Annotated in this window: 14 protein-coding genes; all 14 read left to right on the top strand. The window is 65.4% G+C overall.

The annotated features are described in order from the left end of the window. The 14 genes from murD (at nt 1) to ACZI8R_RS10650 (ending at nt 16,791) form a co-directional block, all read left to right on the top strand. A complete protein-coding gene (gene murD, locus ACZI8R_RS10585) occupies nt 1-1,515 on the top strand; it encodes a UDP-N-acetylmuramoyl-L-alanine--D-glutamate ligase (protein ID WP_463379553.1) in 1,515 nt (504 codons plus the stop codon). Continuing rightward, nucleotides 1,512-3,110 carry a putative lipid II flippase FtsW gene (gene ftsW, locus ACZI8R_RS10590; RefSeq protein ID WP_463379554.1) on the top strand — a complete coding sequence of 533 codons (1,599 nt, stop codon included), beginning with the start codon at nt 1,512-1,514 and terminating at the stop codon, nt 3,108-3,110. The genes murD and ftsW overlap by 4 nt, the downstream gene beginning before the upstream one ends. Then, nucleotides 3,107-4,273: an undecaprenyldiphospho-muramoylpentapeptide beta-N-acetylglucosaminyltransferase gene (murG, locus tag ACZI8R_RS10595; RefSeq protein ID WP_463379555.1), complete on the top strand. Its 1,167-nt coding sequence runs from the start codon at nt 3,107-3,109 to the stop codon at nt 4,271-4,273. Before ftsW ends, murG begins: the two co-directional genes overlap by 4 nt. Continuing rightward, a complete protein-coding gene (gene murC, locus ACZI8R_RS10600; protein WP_463379556.1) occupies nt 4,270-5,751 on the top strand; it encodes a UDP-N-acetylmuramate--L-alanine ligase in 1,482 nt (493 codons plus the stop codon). The genes murG and murC overlap by 4 nt, the downstream gene beginning before the upstream one ends. 239 nt (nt 5,752-5,990) lie before the next feature. Continuing rightward, nucleotides 5,991-6,629 carry a cell division protein FtsQ/DivIB gene (locus tag ACZI8R_RS10605; protein ID WP_463379685.1) on the top strand — a complete coding sequence of 213 codons (639 nt, stop codon included), beginning with the start codon at nt 5,991-5,993 and terminating at the stop codon, nt 6,627-6,629. A 212-nt stretch (nt 6,630-6,841) separates the two neighbouring features. Further along, entirely contained in the window at nt 6,842-8,080 is a 1,239-nt protein-coding gene (gene ftsZ / locus ACZI8R_RS10610) for a cell division protein FtsZ (protein WP_463379557.1), read from the top strand. Nucleotides 8,081-8,106: 26 nt separating this feature from the next. Beyond that, nucleotides 8,107-8,868, top strand: a complete 762-nt coding sequence (pgeF, locus tag ACZI8R_RS10615; protein ID WP_463379558.1) for a peptidoglycan editing factor PgeF — start codon at nt 8,107-8,109, stop codon at nt 8,866-8,868. Continuing rightward, the gene (locus ACZI8R_RS10620) at nt 8,865-9,608 is read left to right on the top strand and encodes a YggS family pyridoxal phosphate-dependent enzyme (RefSeq protein WP_463379559.1); all 744 of its coding nucleotides are present in this window, start codon (nt 8,865-8,867) and stop codon (nt 9,606-9,608) included. The genes pgeF and ACZI8R_RS10620 overlap by 4 nt, the downstream gene beginning before the upstream one ends. Before the next feature lie 82 nt (nt 9,609-9,690). Further along, entirely contained in the window at nt 9,691-10,350 is a 660-nt protein-coding gene (locus tag ACZI8R_RS10625) for a cell division protein SepF (protein WP_463379560.1), read from the top strand. A gap of 69 nt (nt 10,351-10,419) precedes the next feature. Next, complete coding sequence (locus ACZI8R_RS10630; RefSeq protein WP_463379561.1) at nt 10,420-10,722, top strand: YggT family protein; 303 nt, start codon at nt 10,420-10,422, stop codon at nt 10,720-10,722. Nucleotides 10,723-10,825: 103 nt separating this feature from the next. Beyond that, entirely contained in the window at nt 10,826-11,707 is an 882-nt protein-coding gene (gene wag31, locus ACZI8R_RS10635) for a DivIVA-like cell division protein Wag31 (protein WP_463379562.1), read from the top strand. 41 nt (nt 11,708-11,748) lie between these two features. After that, nucleotides 11,749-11,976 (top strand): hypothetical protein, encoded by a 228-nt coding sequence (locus tag ACZI8R_RS10640; RefSeq protein WP_463379563.1) that lies wholly within the window; start codon nt 11,749-11,751, stop codon nt 11,974-11,976. A 269-nt stretch (nt 11,977-12,245) separates the two neighbouring features. Continuing rightward, on the top strand, nt 12,246-15,422 hold the full coding sequence (gene ileS / locus ACZI8R_RS10645) for an isoleucine--tRNA ligase (protein ID WP_463379564.1): 3,177 nt from the start codon (nt 12,246-12,248) through the stop codon (nt 15,420-15,422). 28 nt (nt 15,423-15,450) lie between these two features. Continuing rightward, complete coding sequence (locus ACZI8R_RS10650) at nt 15,451-16,791, top strand: DNA polymerase IV (RefSeq protein ID WP_463379565.1); 1,341 nt, start codon at nt 15,451-15,453, stop codon at nt 16,789-16,791. Nucleotides 16,792-16,838 lie beyond the last annotated feature (47 nt).

The raw sequence follows: 16,838 nt of genomic DNA on the forward strand, positions 1-16,838 counted from the left end.
GTGGTCCACAAGACGACCGTGACCGACCTGGGATTTCTGCGAGGCCGATCGGTTCTGGTCGCCGGGGCCGGCATCTCCGGCCGGGCGGCCATTGCGCCGCTCGGCGACCTGGGGGCCGAGATCACCGTCACGGACACCTCCGCGGACGCGTTGGCACGATGCGCAGAACTCGGCGCGGAGACGGTGCCTCTCGATCACCTCGTCGAGGCTCCTGCACGCGTGGCGGAGTTCGCTCTCGTCGTCACCAGCCCAGGATTCCGTCCGGATTCGCCCCTTCTTTCTGCCGCGGCAGGGGCGGGTGTTCCGGTGTGGGGCGACATCGAGTTCTCCTGGCACGTCGACCAGTCGACCCTCTACGGCCCACCGCGTCGCTGGCTGGTGGTCACGGGAACCAACGGCAAGACCACGACCACGTCGATGCTGAACTCGATACTGGGTGCAGCGGGAATCCCTAGCGCGGCCTGCGGAAACATCGGGCTTCCGGTGCTGGACGCGCTACGCGTCGAGTCCCCGCGTGCCGAGGTCCTCGCGGTGGAACTCTCCTCGTTCCAGCTGTACTGGGCGCCGTCCGTGCGGCCCGAGGCCGGGGTGGTCCTGAACATTGCAGAGGATCATCTGGACTGGCACGGCGGAATGGACGGTTACGTCGAGGCAAAGGCGCGGGCCCTGACAGGAACGGTCGGTGTCGTCGGTCTCGACGACGCCGTTGCGTCGACGCTGCAGAGTACGTCGCCCGCGCAGCGCACGGTCGGATTCCGGCTCGGCGCACCAGGCCCGAACGAACTCGGAGTCCAGGAGGGACATCTGGTGGACCGGGCGTTCGGTGACGCCGTGCGTCTGGCGCCCGAACAGGGCATTCTTCCGCCCGGCCCGGCGGGGCTGGCGGATGCGCTCGCCGCGGCGTCCCTCGCACGGGCGATCGGAGTCGGGCCCGAGGACGTCGCGAGCGGTCTTGCCGACCACGTCGTGGGCCCTCACCGGGGCGCGACGGTGGGTGTGTTCGAGGGAGTCACCTACGTCGACGATTCGAAAGCCACCAACCCGCATGCCGCGCAGCCTTCCGTCCTTGCGCACGATCGGGTCGTCTGGATCGCGGGTGGCCTCCTGAAGGGGGCCGGCGTCGACGAGCTCGTGGCCGAGATCGCGGACCGTCTGGTCGGTGCCGTCCTGCTCGGGCGAGATGCGACCAAGATCGCAGACGCCCTCGCACGACACGCGCCGGATGTGCCCGTCGTCCACGTCGCGACGGGAGACGATGCAGAGGTGAGCGCAGTCGGACAGGTCGGAGCACGTCGAGTCGCGCTGCCTTCCGACGCGGATGGTGACGCCGTGATGGGAGTCGTGGTGCGTGAAGCCGCCGCGATGGCCACTGCGGGTGATGCCGTGGTGCTCGCACCGGCGGCGGCATCACTCGACATGTTCACGAGCTACGGACATCGAGGCGACAGTTTCGCCGCGGCCGCCGCGGCGCTCGTCGCGGAGACACTGGACAAGTCCGACATCGGCAGGGCATGAGCATGAGCAATCGGCCGGCCCGCGAACAAGGACCCCGGAAGGCGCGGGGGAAGACGCAGAGCGTGCCTCGCACGCGCATCAGTGCATGGCTCGCTCGTCCGCTCGCCTCGTACCACCTCGTCGTCACGATCGCCTTTCTCCTGACGGTGCTCGGACTCGTCATGGTGCTGTCGTCGTCGAGCGTCGAGGCGTATGCGCGCGAAGGCTCTGCGTACTCGCCTTTCGTTCGGCAGGCACTGTTCGCAGCACTCGGCCTGGTCCTTTTCTACGTGGCGCTTCGAATACCGATTCGTCGCATGCGTGCGTTGTCGTTTCCGGCCTTCGCCGGCACGATCGTGCTCTTGGTTCTCGTCCTCATTCCCGGTATCGGCACCCTGCAGCAGGGCACCCGCGGTTGGTTCGTGCTGGGTCCGGTGTCGCTGCAGCCCGCAGAGCTGACCAAGATCGCGCTCGCTCTGTGGGGTGCACACCTGCTGGCCTCGCTTCGGCGCGAGCGGACCGGGATCAAAGAACTGCTGGTGCCCTTGGTGCCGGCGGCGTTGGTCGCGTTCTTCCTCATCATTCTGCAGCCGGACTTCGGCACCACGGTCTCGCTGGCCATCATTCTCGTGGCTCTTCTCTGGTTCGGTGGCCTACCACTCAAGATCTTCTTCAGCGTGGTCGGTACTGCCGCTGTCGCCGCATTGATCCTCGCGCTCACGGCCGGCTATCGCTCGGCGCGTGTGCAGGCTTTCTTCAATCCGGGCAACGACCCGCAGGGCATCGGCTACCAATCGAGGCAGGCGATGTTCTCGCTCGCCGACGGTGGAATATTCGGACGCGGCCTCGGTCAGAGTCGCGCGAAGTGGAGCTATCTTCCCAACGCGCACAACGACTTCATCTTCGCGATCATCGGCGAAGAACTCGGCTTCCTGGGCGGTGCGGCCGTCATCGGCCTGTTCGCTCTGTTCGTGTACACCGGCTTGCGGATCGCCTCCCGGTCGATCGACCCGTTTCTTCAGCTCCTCGTGTCGACTGCAACCGTGTGGGTGACGAGCCAGGCCCTCATCAACATCGGCTATGTCGTGGGACTCCTTCCGGTCACCGGCCTGCAGCTGCCACTCGTCTCGGCCGGCGGTACCTCGACGGCGACGACGCTGTTCATGTTCGGTGTCATCGCGAACGCTGCGCGACACGAGCCGGAAGCAGTGGCAGCACTGAAGTCCGGCCAGGACGGACGATTCGGTCGCCTCCTTCGACTGCCGGTGCCCGAGGCGTATTCGCCGGTACGGCCTGCCGCTGTGCGTGCCGAAGCAGTCCGCAGAGCGGAGGATCGGCGGCGTGTGGATCGAGGCCGGGCCGCCCCCAGACGTGGCGCCGGGAGTGGACGGGATTCGAACCGCGGGCGTGCCATCCCGAAGGGAAGGCCGGCGGCGGATCCCCGATCCAGGAGCGCGGATCAGAGGTCGAGAGGTTCGAGCCAGCGGGGTAGGGGCGCAGTCGATCCCAGACGGGTCGACCGTGCGGAACCAGGAAGGCCACGGCGCCAGTACGAAGGCGGTCGCGGGCAGCGGAGCTCGGACGGCCGAGCAGGAGAGCGAGGATTTCGTAGGTGAGCGGCGACAAGTCTGCTTTGTCGGTGATCGTGGCCGGCGGCGGTACCGCTGGACATATCGAGCCGGCGCTCGCGGTCGCGGACGCGATCAAGGCAATCGATCCGACAGTGCTGGTGACGGCTCTCGGGACCGAACGTGGTCTCGAGACGACACTCGTGCCGGCCCGTGGATATCCGCTGGAACTCGTTCCGCCGGTCCCGCTGCCCCGGAAGCCGACCATGGATCTGCTGAAGCTGCCGGCCCGAGTTGTGAAGTCGGTACGGCGCACGCGTGCGGTGATGGACGAAACGAATGCCGACGTGATCATCGGATTCGGCGGATACGTGGCACTGCCCGCATATCTGGCGGCCGGACGCGGACTTCTGCGTCGTCGTCGGAAGATCCCGATCGTCGTTCACGAGGCGAATGCGAGTGCCGGCATCGCGAACAAGATCGGGGCCAGGCGCGCTGCACGTGTTCTCGCGGCCGTCGCCGGGTCCGGGGTGGCAGCACGAGGCGCGTCCGACGCCGAGATCCTCGGTATCCCGGTCCGTTCGTCGATCACCGAACTGGATCGCGCCGCTTTGCGCGCGCAGGCCCGTGAGTACTTCGGTCTGCCGGCCGAAGGTCCGGTTCTGCTCGTGTTCGGTGGGTCGCAGGGTGCTCGTTCGCTCAACGTCGCGGTGTCGGGCGCCGCGAAGGAACTCTCCGCCGCCGGGATCGCTGTGCTGCATGCTCACGGGCCGAAGAACACCATCGAGGTCGACTCCGGGGGCGGCGCGGCCCCTTACGTGGCGGTGCCCTACCTGTCGCGGATGGACCTCGCCTATTCCGCTGCGGACGCGGTGGTCTGCCGGTCCGGTGCGATGACGGTGGCCGAGGTGTCGGCGGTGGGTCTGCCTGCGGTGTACGTACCGCTGCCGCACGGCAATGGCGAGCAGGAACTCAACGCGCGACCGATCGTGGCAGCAGGGGGTGGGATGATCGTGGCGGACGCCGACCTCACTTCCGAGTACGTCGTGTCGCACATCGTTCCGCTGCTGCAGGATCTGGCACGGATCGAGGAGATGGGTCTGCGCGCGTCCAGCGTGGGACACAAGAGTGCGGCCGACGATGTCGCACGAATCGCGCTCGAGGTCGCGCGCGATTCGAACATGCACGATCCGAACAGGGGAGCCCGATGATCGACTTGCCCGCACATCTGGAACGGGTCCACATGGTGGGCATCGGCGGGGCCGGAATGTCCGGGATCGCTCGCATTCTGCTCGCGCGGGGTGGCCAGGTCTCCGGATCCGACGCCAAGGAGAGCCGAGGCGTTCTCGCGCTGCGTGCACGTGGGGCCGAGGTGCGCATCGGACACGATGCGAACGCGCTGGACTTGCTCCCGGGCGGTCCGACTGCGGTGGTCACCACACACGCTGCCATCCCGAAGGACAATCCGGAGCTCGTGGAGGCGGCTCGTCGTGGGATCCCGATCATTCTGCGACCTGCGGTTCTGGCGGCTCTGATGGAGGGCAACCGGACCCTGCTCGTATCGGGTACGCACGGCAAGACGTCGACGACGTCGATGCTCGTCGTTGCGCTGCAGCACTGCGGCGTGGATCCCTCGTTCGCGGTCGGCGGCGAGCTGAACGAGGCAGGCACCAACGCGCACCACGGAAACGGTGACGTATTCGTCGCCGAGGCGGACGAGAGCGACGGCTCGTTGCTGCAGTACAACCCCAACGTCGTCATCGTCACCAACATCGAGGCCGATCATCTGGACTTCTTCGGGACACCGGAGGCGTACGTCCAGGTCTTCGACGACTTCGTCGATCGTCTCCCGGCCGGTGGACTCCTCGTGGCATGTCTCGACGACCCGGGCGCGGCCGCATTGGCAAAGCGCGTGGCGGCGCGCACGGACTCCGGGATTCGGGTGCTCGGCTACGGCTCCGCGACGGCGGCGGACGGTGACAAGGCGTTCGAGCCCGTCGACGGCGTCGACGTCGGTGTCCGACTGCTCGGATTCGAGGCGCGTGACGTCGGCGGCGTCATGCAGTTCCAACTGGCCGGCGAGGATTCGCTGCGGACGGTCCGAATGGGCGTGCCCGGCCGACACATGGCGCTCAACGCTCTGGCCGCCTTGTTGGGTGCGTGTGATGTCGGCGCCGATGTGGACGAGGTCGTCGAAGGGATCGGCGGATTCGGGGGAGTGCACCGCAGGTTCCAGTTCACCGGCCGCGAGCGCGGAGTGCGGGTGTTCGACGACTACGCCCACCACCCCACCGAGGTGCGCGCTGTTCTGGGTGCCGCTGCCGACCTGGTCCGCCAGGGCGATACGACCGGCCGCGTCATCGTCGTGTTCCAGCCGCATCTGTACTCGCGCACGGCCACCTTCGCCGAGGAGTTCGGGGCGGCGTTGTCGTTGGCCGACGAGGTGGTGGTCCTGGATGTGTACGGTGCGCGCGAAGAGCCACTTCCTGGCGTCAGCGGTGCACTCGTGGCCCGCGCGGTATCGAAAGCCGTTCATTACCAGCCGGATCTGTCTCTGGCGCCACGACAGGTTGCCGGTCTGGCGACTGCCGGGGACGTGGTGATCACCATGGGGGCCGGCGACGTCACGATGCTGGGTGGTCAGATTCTCGACGCACTGCGGGCCGTCCCGCAGCCTTCGTCCACGTGAACGCGCGGAAGCGGGGGGAGCGGCCGGAACGGTCGAGTCGTGGGCGCCGGCCCGAGGGGGCACGTACGCGCACCAGAGCCGATAACGAGCGCAGAGATGCGATTCGTCGAGCACGGCTGGAAGCAGAGGCGAAGGTTCGCAACAGCGGCAGCCGTCGTCGCGGTGCGAACGGGGACGGCAGCGTGGACGACGGCGAGCCGCGAAAGTCGCGGAGCGCCTGGTACCGCCGTCCGAGGTTGATGGTCCCGTTGGTGGCGCTGTGCGTCGTCGGGCTCGTGGTGGTCGCCTGGTTCACCCCGCTGATGTCTGTTCGCGACGTGGAGGTCGGGGGACTCGAGACCATCCCTGCCGACGAGATTCTCGCGGCACTGGACGTGCCGCAGGGGCAGCCTTTGCTCCGGGTCGATACCGGAGGTGCTGCGGCCCGTGTCGCGCAGATTCCCAAGGTCGAGTCGGTTCGAGTCCAGCGGCAGTATCCGTCCACCGTCGAGGTCACCGTCACGGAGCGCACGCCCGTGGTGTTCGTGGACGGGCAGGACGGCACGCACCTGCTCGACAAGGATGCGGTCGACTACGAGATTGCGCCACCCCCTCCGGGCCTCCCGAGATTGGTCACGCAGTCGCCGGGGTTCGGCGACCCGAACACGGAGGCGGCGTTGGACGTGTTGACGTCCATGCCGCAACAACTTCGGGACCAGGTCGGCGAAATTTCGGCGGATTCGGTGTCGCACATTTCGGCCACGTTGCACGACGGCCGCGTCGTCGTGTGGGGTGGAACGGAGAGTTCGCAGCGCAAAGGCGCCGTGACCTTGCCGTTGCTGACCCAACCGGGTCAGACGTACGACGTGTCGAGTCCGGATCTCCCCACTGTTCGTTGATCGTGCGATCCGCCGAGTGGGTGCGATTCGTCAAATAACCGACGTGTCGTCGGCGCGCCTAGTGGCGTGAGCGGATGAGTACCCATAGCGTTTCGCTCCAGTGGCCTACTTGACATAATGCTAACCCTGTGGTTGAGGTTTAGGGTTTGTCGAATCGGACACGAACTATTTTGTACGAGAGCGCGATACACACTCACGGAAGGCGAGAGCCGATGACGCCCCCGCACAACTACCTCGCCGTAATAAAGGTCGTCGGCATCGGCGGCGGCGGCGTGAACGCAGTCAACCGAATGATCGAGCAAGGACTCAAGGGAGTCGAGTTCATTGCCGTCAACACGGATGCTCAAGCGCTGCTGATGAGCGACGCCGACGTCAAGCTCGACGTCGGACGTGAACTCACCCGCGGACTCGGCGCCGGCGCGGATCCCGAAGTGGGACGCAAGGCAGCCGAGGATCACAAGGACGAGATCGAAGAGGTACTCAAGGGTGCCGACATGGTCTTCGTCACTGCCGGTGAAGGTGGTGGCACCGGAACCGGTGGCGCCCCCGTGGTCGCCAGCATCGCCCGCAAGCTCGGCGCGCTCACCGTCGGTGTCGTGACGCGTCCGTTCTCATTCGAGGGGAAGCGTCGTGGCGGCCAGGCCGACACGGGCATCCAGTCCCTTCGTGAGTCTTGCGACACCCTCATCGTCATCCCCAACGACAGACTGCTGCAGCTCGGTGACGCAGCGGTGAGCCTGATGGACGCGTTCCGTAGCGCCGACGAGGTTCTCCTCAACGGCGTCCAGGGTATTACCGACCTGATCACCACTCCGGGCCTGATCAACGTCGACTTCGCCGACGTCAAGGGCGTCATGTCCGGCGCGGGAAGTGCCCTCATGGGTATCGGTTCCTCGCGGGGCGAGGGTCGCGCGATCAAGGCGGCGGAAGCAGCGATCAATTCGCCACTTCTCGAAGCTTCGATGGAAGGTGCTCGCGGCTGCCTCCTTTCGATTGCCGGCGGCAGTGACCTCGGCCTGTTCGAGATCAACGAAGCGGCTTCGCTGGTCCAGGAAGCCGCACACATCGACGCGAACATCATTTTCGGAACGGTCATCGACGATTCGCTCGGTGACGAAGTTCGCGTGACGGTCATCGCGGCAGGGTTCGACGGCGGTACGCCGACCCGGAATCCGGTCGAGGCCGGTGCGGTGGGCCGCAATGCAATCGGTGCGGGCCGGGCAGGCGAGGTCGGTCAGACGGCCGAGCGCGAGCGTCCGGTCTCCGAGCCGGTATCGGTCACGCGAGAGACGATCTCGTCGCCGTCCGGTTCGCACTCGGGTCCGAGTCATGACTCGCGGCACGGATCGAGCAACCTGCCGCCCGCCTCCGGTCGCGGGGAGCAGCGCGCGCCCGTGGTCGAGGAGGACGGCGAGGACGACGTCGACGTGCCTTCCTTCATGCGTCGTTGAGATCTCGATAGGTAAACTCGGTGGACGTGAGTGAATCGTCTGTGAAGCCAGCGTCCACCGACAAGCCCAGTTTTCGGGTTCGTCGAGTCGTCACCTCTCGTGCAGGTGGCGCCTCGGCGGCTCCGTACGACTCGTTCAACCTGGGTGACCACGTAGGTGACGATCCCGCGGCCGTGGATGCGAACCGTCGTCGGCTCGCGCGAGAAATCGGCGTGCCCTTCGATCATCTGATCTGGATGGAGCAGATCCACAGCCGCACGGTGACCGTAGTTTCGGGCCCGTCCGACTCGCCGATCGAAGCGACGGACGCGGTGGTGACCACGGTCCCCGGTCTTGCACTGGCTACTTTGAGTGCCGATTGTGTGCCGGTCCTGTTGTCGGACGACGAGGCCGGTGTCATCGCGGCGGTACACGCCGGACGGATCGGCGCCCGCATCGGAATAGTTCCGCGCGTGCTGGACGTGATGGTCGAGCAGGGTGCGCAGCGCGACCGAATCGGCGCGTTCATCGGCCCCGCAGCCAGTGGTCGTCAGTACGAAGTGCCCGCACACATGCAGGCGGACGTCGAACGTCACCTTCCCGGTAGTGCGACCCGCACCGTCAAGGGCACACCCGGACTCGACCTGCGAGCGGGCCTGCGCAAGCAACTCCTCGATACAGGTGTCTCCGGCGTTGCAGAAGATCCCAGATGCACTATCGAAGACCGCACGCTGTTCAGTCATCGTCGCGGCGCGCCGACCGGGCGCCTGGCAGCGGTGATCTGGATGGATACCGAGTCGCGGTCGTGAGTAGCACGCCGAACTCGGATCGGGCGTCCGAGATTGCGTCCGCGTTGACGGCTGTGCGCGAACGCCTCACTGCCGCATGTGAGTCCGCCGGCCGAGATCCGGCGCAAGTGCAACTCTTGCCTGTGACCAAGTTCTTCCCCGAGACCGACGTTCGTATCCTCTACGAACTGGGATGCCGCGAATTCGGTGAGTCCCGTGAGCAGGAGGCGACCGGAAAGGTCGAGGAGTTCGAGACGTCCCGTCCCGACGCGGACGTTCGTTGGCACATGATCGGGCATCTGCAGCGAAACAAGGCCAAGTCGATTGCGCGGTGGGCGTACGCGATTCATTCGGTCGACAGTCCGCGCCTGGTGGGTGCTTTGGACAAGGCAGCCGCAGCGGCCCTGGACGAGGGGCTCCGGAGCCATCCACTCCGAGTCCTGGTGCAGGTGAGTCTCGACGACGACCCCCAACGCGGGGGAGTGCCGGTTGCCGAGTTGGAAGAACTTGCAGCGCAGGTGGAATCGAGCACGGCGCTGAACCTGTCCGGTCTGATGGCGGTTCCGCCCCTCGGGTCCGACGCGGAGAAGGAGTTCGAACGCCTGGCCGGGATCCGGGAGAACTTCCTCGCCGATCATCCCGATGCGACGAATCTCTCATCCGGTATGACGAATGATCTCGAACATGCTGTGCGACATGGATCGACCTGCGTGCGTGTCGGTACCGCGCTGTTGGGATCTCGCCCTATAGCCTCGAAATGATCGCCGAGGTGATCGCCCAACCCGTCCACACTGCGACCGGTCGTAGTCGGAAGAAGTCCGTCGCGCCAAGGAAGGTCGATCAATGAGCAACCTGCACAAGTTCAAGGCTTACTTCGGCATGGTCCCCCTCGACGACTACGAGGACGACTACCTCGACGAGCCCGATGCCCGTCGCCCCCGTGGCGGACGTGACCCCTACCTGGACCGAGACGAGCGTGACTTCGCGGAGCCCGGTTTCTCGAAGGCCGGATACGCACCCTCTCGGCACGACGACCTCGACGACGAATTCGATCGGTACGAGACGGTTCCGCGGCACGGAGTGCGTGCGGAGTCCGCTCGATCGGCACGTCCCGGGCCGGGGTCTGCGGTACGCGCCGGCAGTACCCGTGGGGCGCTCGCTGTGGACTCCCGTCCCGAGCGAGTGGAGGCGCGACGCGGCCCCCTGTTCGACGAGGGTGGCCCCCTGTCGAAGATCACCACGCTTCGTCCCCGTGATTACGGCGAGGCACGCACGATCGGTGAGCGTTTTCGCGATGGCACCCCGGTCATCATGGATCTCGTGGAGATGAGCAACGCGGACGCCAAGCGTCTCGTCGACTTCGCGGCGGGTCTTGCTTTCGCCTTGCGGGGCTCCTTCGACAAGGTGGCCACCAAGGTCTTCCTGCTGTCGCCCGCAGACATCGACGTTTCGGCCGAGGAGCGTCGCCGCATCGCGGAGACCGGCTTCTACAGCCAGAAGTAGCACCGGCGCTTCTGTGATAGAGGTGACCTCTTCTTTGATAGAGGCGAAGATGTCGGGCAGAGTGTGGGTGTGGCCTTGTTCTCGGTGATCTACCTGTTGTTGTTCATCTTCTGGATTCTCCTGATCGGCAGGATCGTCGTCGAGTTCATCCGCAACTTTGCGCGGGACTGGCATCCGACCGGTGTGGTCGTTGTCGTGCTCGAAGCGATATTTACTGTGACGGACCCTCCGGTCAAGCTTCTGCGCAGGCTGATTCCCCCCATTTCGCTGGGTGGTGTCCGACTCGATCTGTCCATCATGGTCCTGCTTTTCATCGTGTTCATACTGATGTCCGTCGTTCAAGCGCAGGCGCGTGCGACGGGAATGGTGTGACAGAATGGACCCCATTGCACCAGTGATGGTCCGCCATTGCGTACGATGCGTTGTAACTGAATGCTTGCTAGACCGCCGAAATGACGCGTGAAGGGATCCTTCCATGCCGCTGACTCCAGCTGATGTGCACAATGTCGCGTTCAGCAAGCCTCCTATCGGGAAGCGTGGCTACAACGAAGACGAGGTCGACGCTTTCCTCGACCTCGTCGAACAAGAGCTTTCTCGACTGATCGAGGAAAATGCCGATCTCCGCCAGCGGGTAGGTGAACTCGACAAGGAGTTGGCCGACGCGAAGAAGGCCCCTCGCGCAGCAGCTGCATCCGGTTCGGCCGCTGCAGCAGCATCTTCTGCGCAGAAGTCCGAACCTGTTCGGACCGAGCAGCCCAAGCCCACCCCTGCACCCGCGGCTGCGGCTCCGGTTGCCGCAGCGGCGCCTCAGGCCGCAGGCCAGCAGGGCGGCGGCGACCCGCACATGCAGGCCGCCAAGGTGCTCGGTCTCGCGCAGGAGATGGCTGACCGTCTCACCAACGATGCCAAGACCGAGTCCGAGCAGCTGCTCGGAAGTGCACGCACCAACTCCGAGCAGCTCGTCACCGACGCGCGCTCGCGTTCGGAGTCGATGGTCTCGGACGCGCGTCAGAAGTCCGAGGCTCTGCTGAGTGATGCGCAGACCCGGTCCGACACTCAGCTGCGTCAGGCCAAGGAGAAGGCCGACGCGCTCCAGGCGGACGCAGAGAAGAAGCACACCGAGATCATGGCGACGATCAACCAGCAGCGTTCGGTGCTGGAAGGTCGTATCGAGCAGCTCAAGACGTTCGAGCGCGAGTACCGCGTACGCCTGAAGTCCTACCTGGAATCGCAGCTCGAAGAACTCGAGCAGCGCGGGTCGGCCGTTCCGGTCGACGGTGGACAGGATTCGTTCGCGCAGGGTGGTTCGCAGTCGTCGAACTACAACCAGTCGTCGTACGCAAAGGGAAACAGCTGACCGAAGGGATGCGGGGCGGCCGCGCCGGATAGAGGTGAACCGTGCTGGTCATGACGTTGATCTTGGCGGCTGCCGGGTTCGCACTGTTGGTGATCGCCCTGATGACCGGTTCGGTTGTCTGGGCCTGGGGCTGCATCCTCGTGTGTGTTGCGGGCGCCGTCCTCTTGTTGGCAAGTGCATTGACCGGCAAGAAGGCGGCGCCTCCGACAACCGCGGGTGCGCGTGAGCCCGGGGCAGGTCGTCATTCGCGTCCGAAGTCGGAGAATTGATTTCCGTCTTGTCCCACTGGACCGAAATCTTCGGTGGACTAAACTGCAAGAAGCGTTGATCCGGCCATCACCGGGGAGCATTCGGAAGAACAGGCGACACAGCTCAGCGTGAGTGATGTCGTCTCAGTAGAACCGAACGGGTGGACCCGTCACAGTCCCGTACCGAGAGGCCTCTCTCCGAGAGGCAAGCGGGGTGGTACCGCGGTGTCGGCGTACGTGCGCCGGGCGTCGTCCCCGTGCCGAGTAAGCCAGGCACGAGGAGAAGCGCGATGACAGAATCTGTACACCACGACGATTCATCGACCCCGAATACCTATCCACGGGTGAGCTACGGTGCTCCGCGCGATTCCACCGTTCGGTTCGCACAACTGGAACAGGAAGTGCTTGCGGGGTGGGCCGCCGACGACACTTTCAGAGCGTCGGTGCAGCAGCGCAGTGACGCGGAAGAGTTCGTCTTCTACGACGGCCCACCGTTCGCCAACGGTCTCCCGCACTACGGGCATCTCCTCACCGGTTACGTGAAGGACCTCGTCCCGCGTTTCCAGACGATGCGCGGCAAGCGAGTCGAGCGCCGCTTCGGCTGGGACTGCCACGGCCTGCCGGCAGAGCTGGAAGCCGAGAAGCAGCTCGGAATCAAGGACAAGTCCGAGATCGACTCGATGGGGTTGGCGAAGTTCAACGACTTCTGCCGTGCCTCGGTTCTGCGATACACCGACGAGTGGCGCGACTACGTCACGAGGCAGGCGCGCTGGGTCGATTTCGACAACGACTACAAGACGCTCGACCTGGACTTCATGGAGTCCGTCATGTGGGCGTTCTCGGAGCTGCACAAGAAGGGCCTGATCTACCAGGGATTCCGCGTGCTGCCGTACAGCTGGTACGAGCAGACTCCCCTGTCGAATCAGGAGACTCGGCTCGACGACGCCTACAAGATGCGTCAGGATCCGGCCGTGACGGTGGACATGCCGTTGCGGGGCGACGGCCCACTGAGCGGTGCAAACGCGATCATCTGGACCACGACGCCCTGGACGCTGCCGTCCAACCTCGCGGTCGCCGTGCACCCGGACATCGACTACGTACAGGTCGCAGTCGACGGCAAACGGTATGTGCTTGCGAAGGATCGCCTCGCGCACTACTCGCGTGAGCTCGGCGAATCGCCCGAGGTCGTCTCGGAGCACAAGGGTTCGGAACTCGTCGGGTTGTCTTACGACCCGCCGTTCGACTTCTTTCTCGGCCACGAGAACGCGCACCGGGTGATCGCCGCCGACTACGTGACCACCGAGTCCGGTACCGGAGTAGTCCACCTCGCGCCGGCATTCGGTGAGGAGGACATGGAGTACTGCGCCGCGAACGGCATCGCCGTGGTGCAGCCGCTCGATGCCGGCGGACGCTTCACGTCGATGGTTCCGCCCTACGAGGGCATGCAGGTGTTCGATGCGAACCCGCAGATCATCAAGGATCTCAAAGCGGCTGGAAAGTTGCTGCGTCACGAAACGATCGAGCACTCCTACCCGCACAGTTGGCGCAGCGGACAGCCTCTGATCTATATGGCCGTGCCGTCGTGGTTCGTCGCGGTGACCAAGTTCCGGGACCGGATGGTGGAGCTGAACCAGGACATCACCTGGGTTCCGGAGCACATCAAGGACGGTCAGTTCGGCAAGTGGTTGGCCGGCGCACGCGATTGGAACATCAGCCGAAACCGTTACTGGGGCAGTCCGATCCCGGTGTGGATGTCGGACGACCCGGAGTACCCGCGTACCGATGTGTACGGGTCGTTGGACGAGCTCGAGCGCGACTTCGGTGTCCGCCCGAACGATCTGCACCGTCCGGTGATCGACGAACTGGTTCGGCCGAACCCGGACGACCCGACGGGGCGTTCGATGATGCGGCGGGTCCCCGAGGTGCTCGACTGCTGGTTCGAATCCGGCTCGATGCCGTTCGCGCAGGTGCACTACCCGTTCGAGAACACGGACTGGTTCGACAGTCACAACCCGAGTGACTTCATCGTCGAGTACAACGGGCAGACCCGTGGCTGGTTCTACAACCTGCACGTGCTGGCGACTGCACTCTTCGATCGGCCGACGTTCCGGACCGTCGTGGCGCACGGCATCGTGCTCGGCGACGACGGGCTCAAGATGAGCAAGTCGAAGGGGAACTACCCGGACGTCAAGGAGGTGTTCGACCGGGACGGCTCCGACGCGATGCGGTGGTTCCTGATGTCCTCGCCGATCCTGCGTGGTGGCAACCTGGTCGTGACGGAGCAGGGCATCCGCGAGGGTGTCAGGCAGGCGTTGTTGCCGCTGTGGAATGCGTGGAGCTTCCTGCAGCTGTACGCGCCCGCATGCGGTGAATGGCGGACCGATTCGACGAACGTGCTCGATCGCTACATCCTCGCCAAGCTCGCAGAAACCCGCGACGCCATCACCGAATCCCTCGAAAGCAACGACATCGCGGGCGCGTGTGACGAGCTGCGGACTTTCTGTGACGCACTCACCAACTGGTACGTGCGCAGGTCGCGCTCGCGATTCTGGGACGAGGACGCCGACGCGTTCGACACTCTGCACACCGTGTTGGAAGTGGTGACGAGGCTTTCCGCGCCCCTGCTTCCGCTCGTGAGCGAAGTGATCTGGCGTGGACTCACAGGCGAACGTTCGGTGCATCTGGCCGACTGGCCCACCGAGACCGAACTACCTTCCGATCCGGATCTCGTCTCGTCGATGGACGAGGTGCGGTCGGTGTGTTCGACGGTGCTCGGATTGCGAAAGGCGCAGAACCTCCGAGTTCGACTCCCTCTCCCCGAAGCGACGGTGGCGACACCGGACGCCGAGCGCTTGCGACCGTTCCTGGGTCTGATCGCCGACGAGGTGAACGTCAAGAACGTCGACCTCAGCACGGACGTTGCAGCTCGCGGCCGCTTCGAGCTGGTCGTCAATGCCCGCGCGGCAGGACCACGCCTCGGCAAGGACGTTCAGACCGTCATCAAGGCCGTGAAGGCGGGGGACTGGTCCGAGAATTCCGAGGGTGTGGTGACGGTCTGGCCAGCGCGCTCCGCAGGCTCCGCGACGGACGCGGGCATCGAGTTGTTGCCCGAGGAGTACACCCAGCGGCTGGTGGCAGCGGAACCCGAGTCGACGGCGGCACTGCCCGGCGGTGCCGGCCTCGTGGTCCTCGATTCGACGATCACGGAGGAATTGGAGTCCGAGGGTTGGGCCAAGGACCGCATTCGTGAGCTGCAGGACGCACGTCGTGCGGCGGGGTTCGACGTGTCCGATCGAATCCGAGTGGTTCTCGACGTTCCCGCGGACAGAATCCAATGGGCGACAACGCACCACGACCTCGTGGCCGGGGAGATCCTGGCCGTGGAACTCACCTTCGACACCCTCCCGGCCGGCGACGGCGTCGTCGAACTCGGCGAGGGAGTGAGTGCTCGTCTCGACAGAGTGTGATGTCGGTGTGCACCGGTAGCGTCGGGCTGTGAGTCGGCGCTGGGTCCTGCATCTGGACATGGATGCATTCTTCGCGTCGGCCGAGCAGCTGACCCGACCCACTCTGCGTGGCCGTCCGGTTCTCGTCGGAGGGCTGGGCGGCCGCGGTGTGGTGGCCGGAGCGAGCTACGAGGCGCGCGTTCACGGGGCCCGCTCGGCGATGCCGATGCATCAGGCTCGGCGCCTGGTGGGTGGCGCAGTCGTGGTGCTGCCGCCACGCGGTGCGCTGTACGGCCTTCTCGGTAAGGCGGTGTTCGACGTCGTGCGTTCCAGGGTGCCGATCGTCGAGCAGCTGTCGGTGGACGAGGCATTTCTGGAACCGAGTGAACTGGCCGGCGCCTCACCCGATTCGGTGGCCCGCTTCTGCGAGGACTTGCGTGCCGACGTGCGTGACGAAACCGGCCTCGTGGCATCGATCGGAGCGGGTGCCGGCAAACAGGTGGCGAAGATCGCGTCCGGTCTGGCGAAACCGGACGGAGTCAGCGTCGTGTCCCCGCAGGAACAGCACGCCGTGCTCGATCCACTTCCCGTACGCAAGCTGTGGGGGATCGGGCCGGTCGCGGAGGACAAGCTGCGTCGGTTGGGGATCGAGACGATCGGTGGATTCGCCGCGACGCCCGAGACCGAGATCGCCTCGATTCTGGGAGGCACGATCGGGCCGGGACTGCATCGGCTTGCGAAGGGGATCGACGACAGACCCGTTGCGGAGCGCGCGGAATCCAAGCAGGTCAGCGCCGAAACCACATTCGCCGCAGACATCGTGACCCTGGCCGAGCTGCGTCTCGCCGTCGATTCGGCAGCGGGATCGGCGTTCGCGCGACTGCAGAAGGACGGACGCGCCGCCCGCACCGTCGTGGTCAAGTTGAAGAAGTCGGATATGAGTGTGCTGACCCGTTCTACGACGTTGCCGTACGCCACTCTCGATCGTCAGGTGCTCGTCGCTGCTGCTCAACGACACGTCATGGATCCGCTCGAGATCGGTCCCGTGCGGCTCGTCGGTGTCGGTTACTCCGGATTGTCCACCGTCCGCCAGGGATCCCTTTTCCCGGAGTTGGAGCTCGACGTACCCGGGTACTCGTCGAGCATCGAGGAGGCGGATGAAGGCGCCGGTGAGCTCGAGCCTCCTCGGTCCGCGCACACATACCGGGGTTGGCACGCGGGTGTCGATGTTGCGCACGTCGAGTACGGTCACGGATGGGTCCAGGGTGCCGGCCACGGTGTGGTCACGGTTCGCTTCGAGACACGTACCAGTGGACCGGGCGTTGCACGGACCTTCGACGAAGGCGACGAACGCCTCGAACGGGTAGGAGTGGAGGGCTCCCTCTTGTGAGGATGCCCTTTGCTGCTGAAGCCTTACTGTTGGGTAAGGTTGGCCCG

The organism is Rhodococcus huquni (assembly GCF_055231055.1).

Bases quoted from the DNA above. Each gene is read 5' to 3' on its own strand.
- ftsW (WP_463379554.1), top strand. From the start codon at position 1,512: ATGAGCATGAGCAATCGGCCGGCCCGCGAACAAGGACCCCGGAAGGCG.
- murC (WP_463379556.1), top strand. From the start codon at position 4,270: ATGATCGACTTGCCCGCACATCTGGAACGGGTCCACATGGTGGGCATC.
- ACZI8R_RS10605 (WP_463379685.1), top strand. From the start codon at position 5,991: ATGGTCCCGTTGGTGGCGCTGTGCGTCGTCGGGCTCGTGGTGGTCGCC.
- ftsZ (WP_463379557.1), top strand. From the start codon at position 6,842: ATGACGCCCCCGCACAACTACCTCGCCGTAATAAAGGTCGTCGGCATC.
- ACZI8R_RS10625 (WP_463379560.1), top strand. From the start codon at position 9,691: ATGAGCAACCTGCACAAGTTCAAGGCTTACTTCGGCATGGTCCCCCTC.
- wag31 (WP_463379562.1), top strand. From the start codon at position 10,826: ATGCCGCTGACTCCAGCTGATGTGCACAATGTCGCGTTCAGCAAGCCT.
- ileS (WP_463379564.1), top strand. From the start codon at position 12,246: ATGACAGAATCTGTACACCACGACGATTCATCGACCCCGAATACCTAT.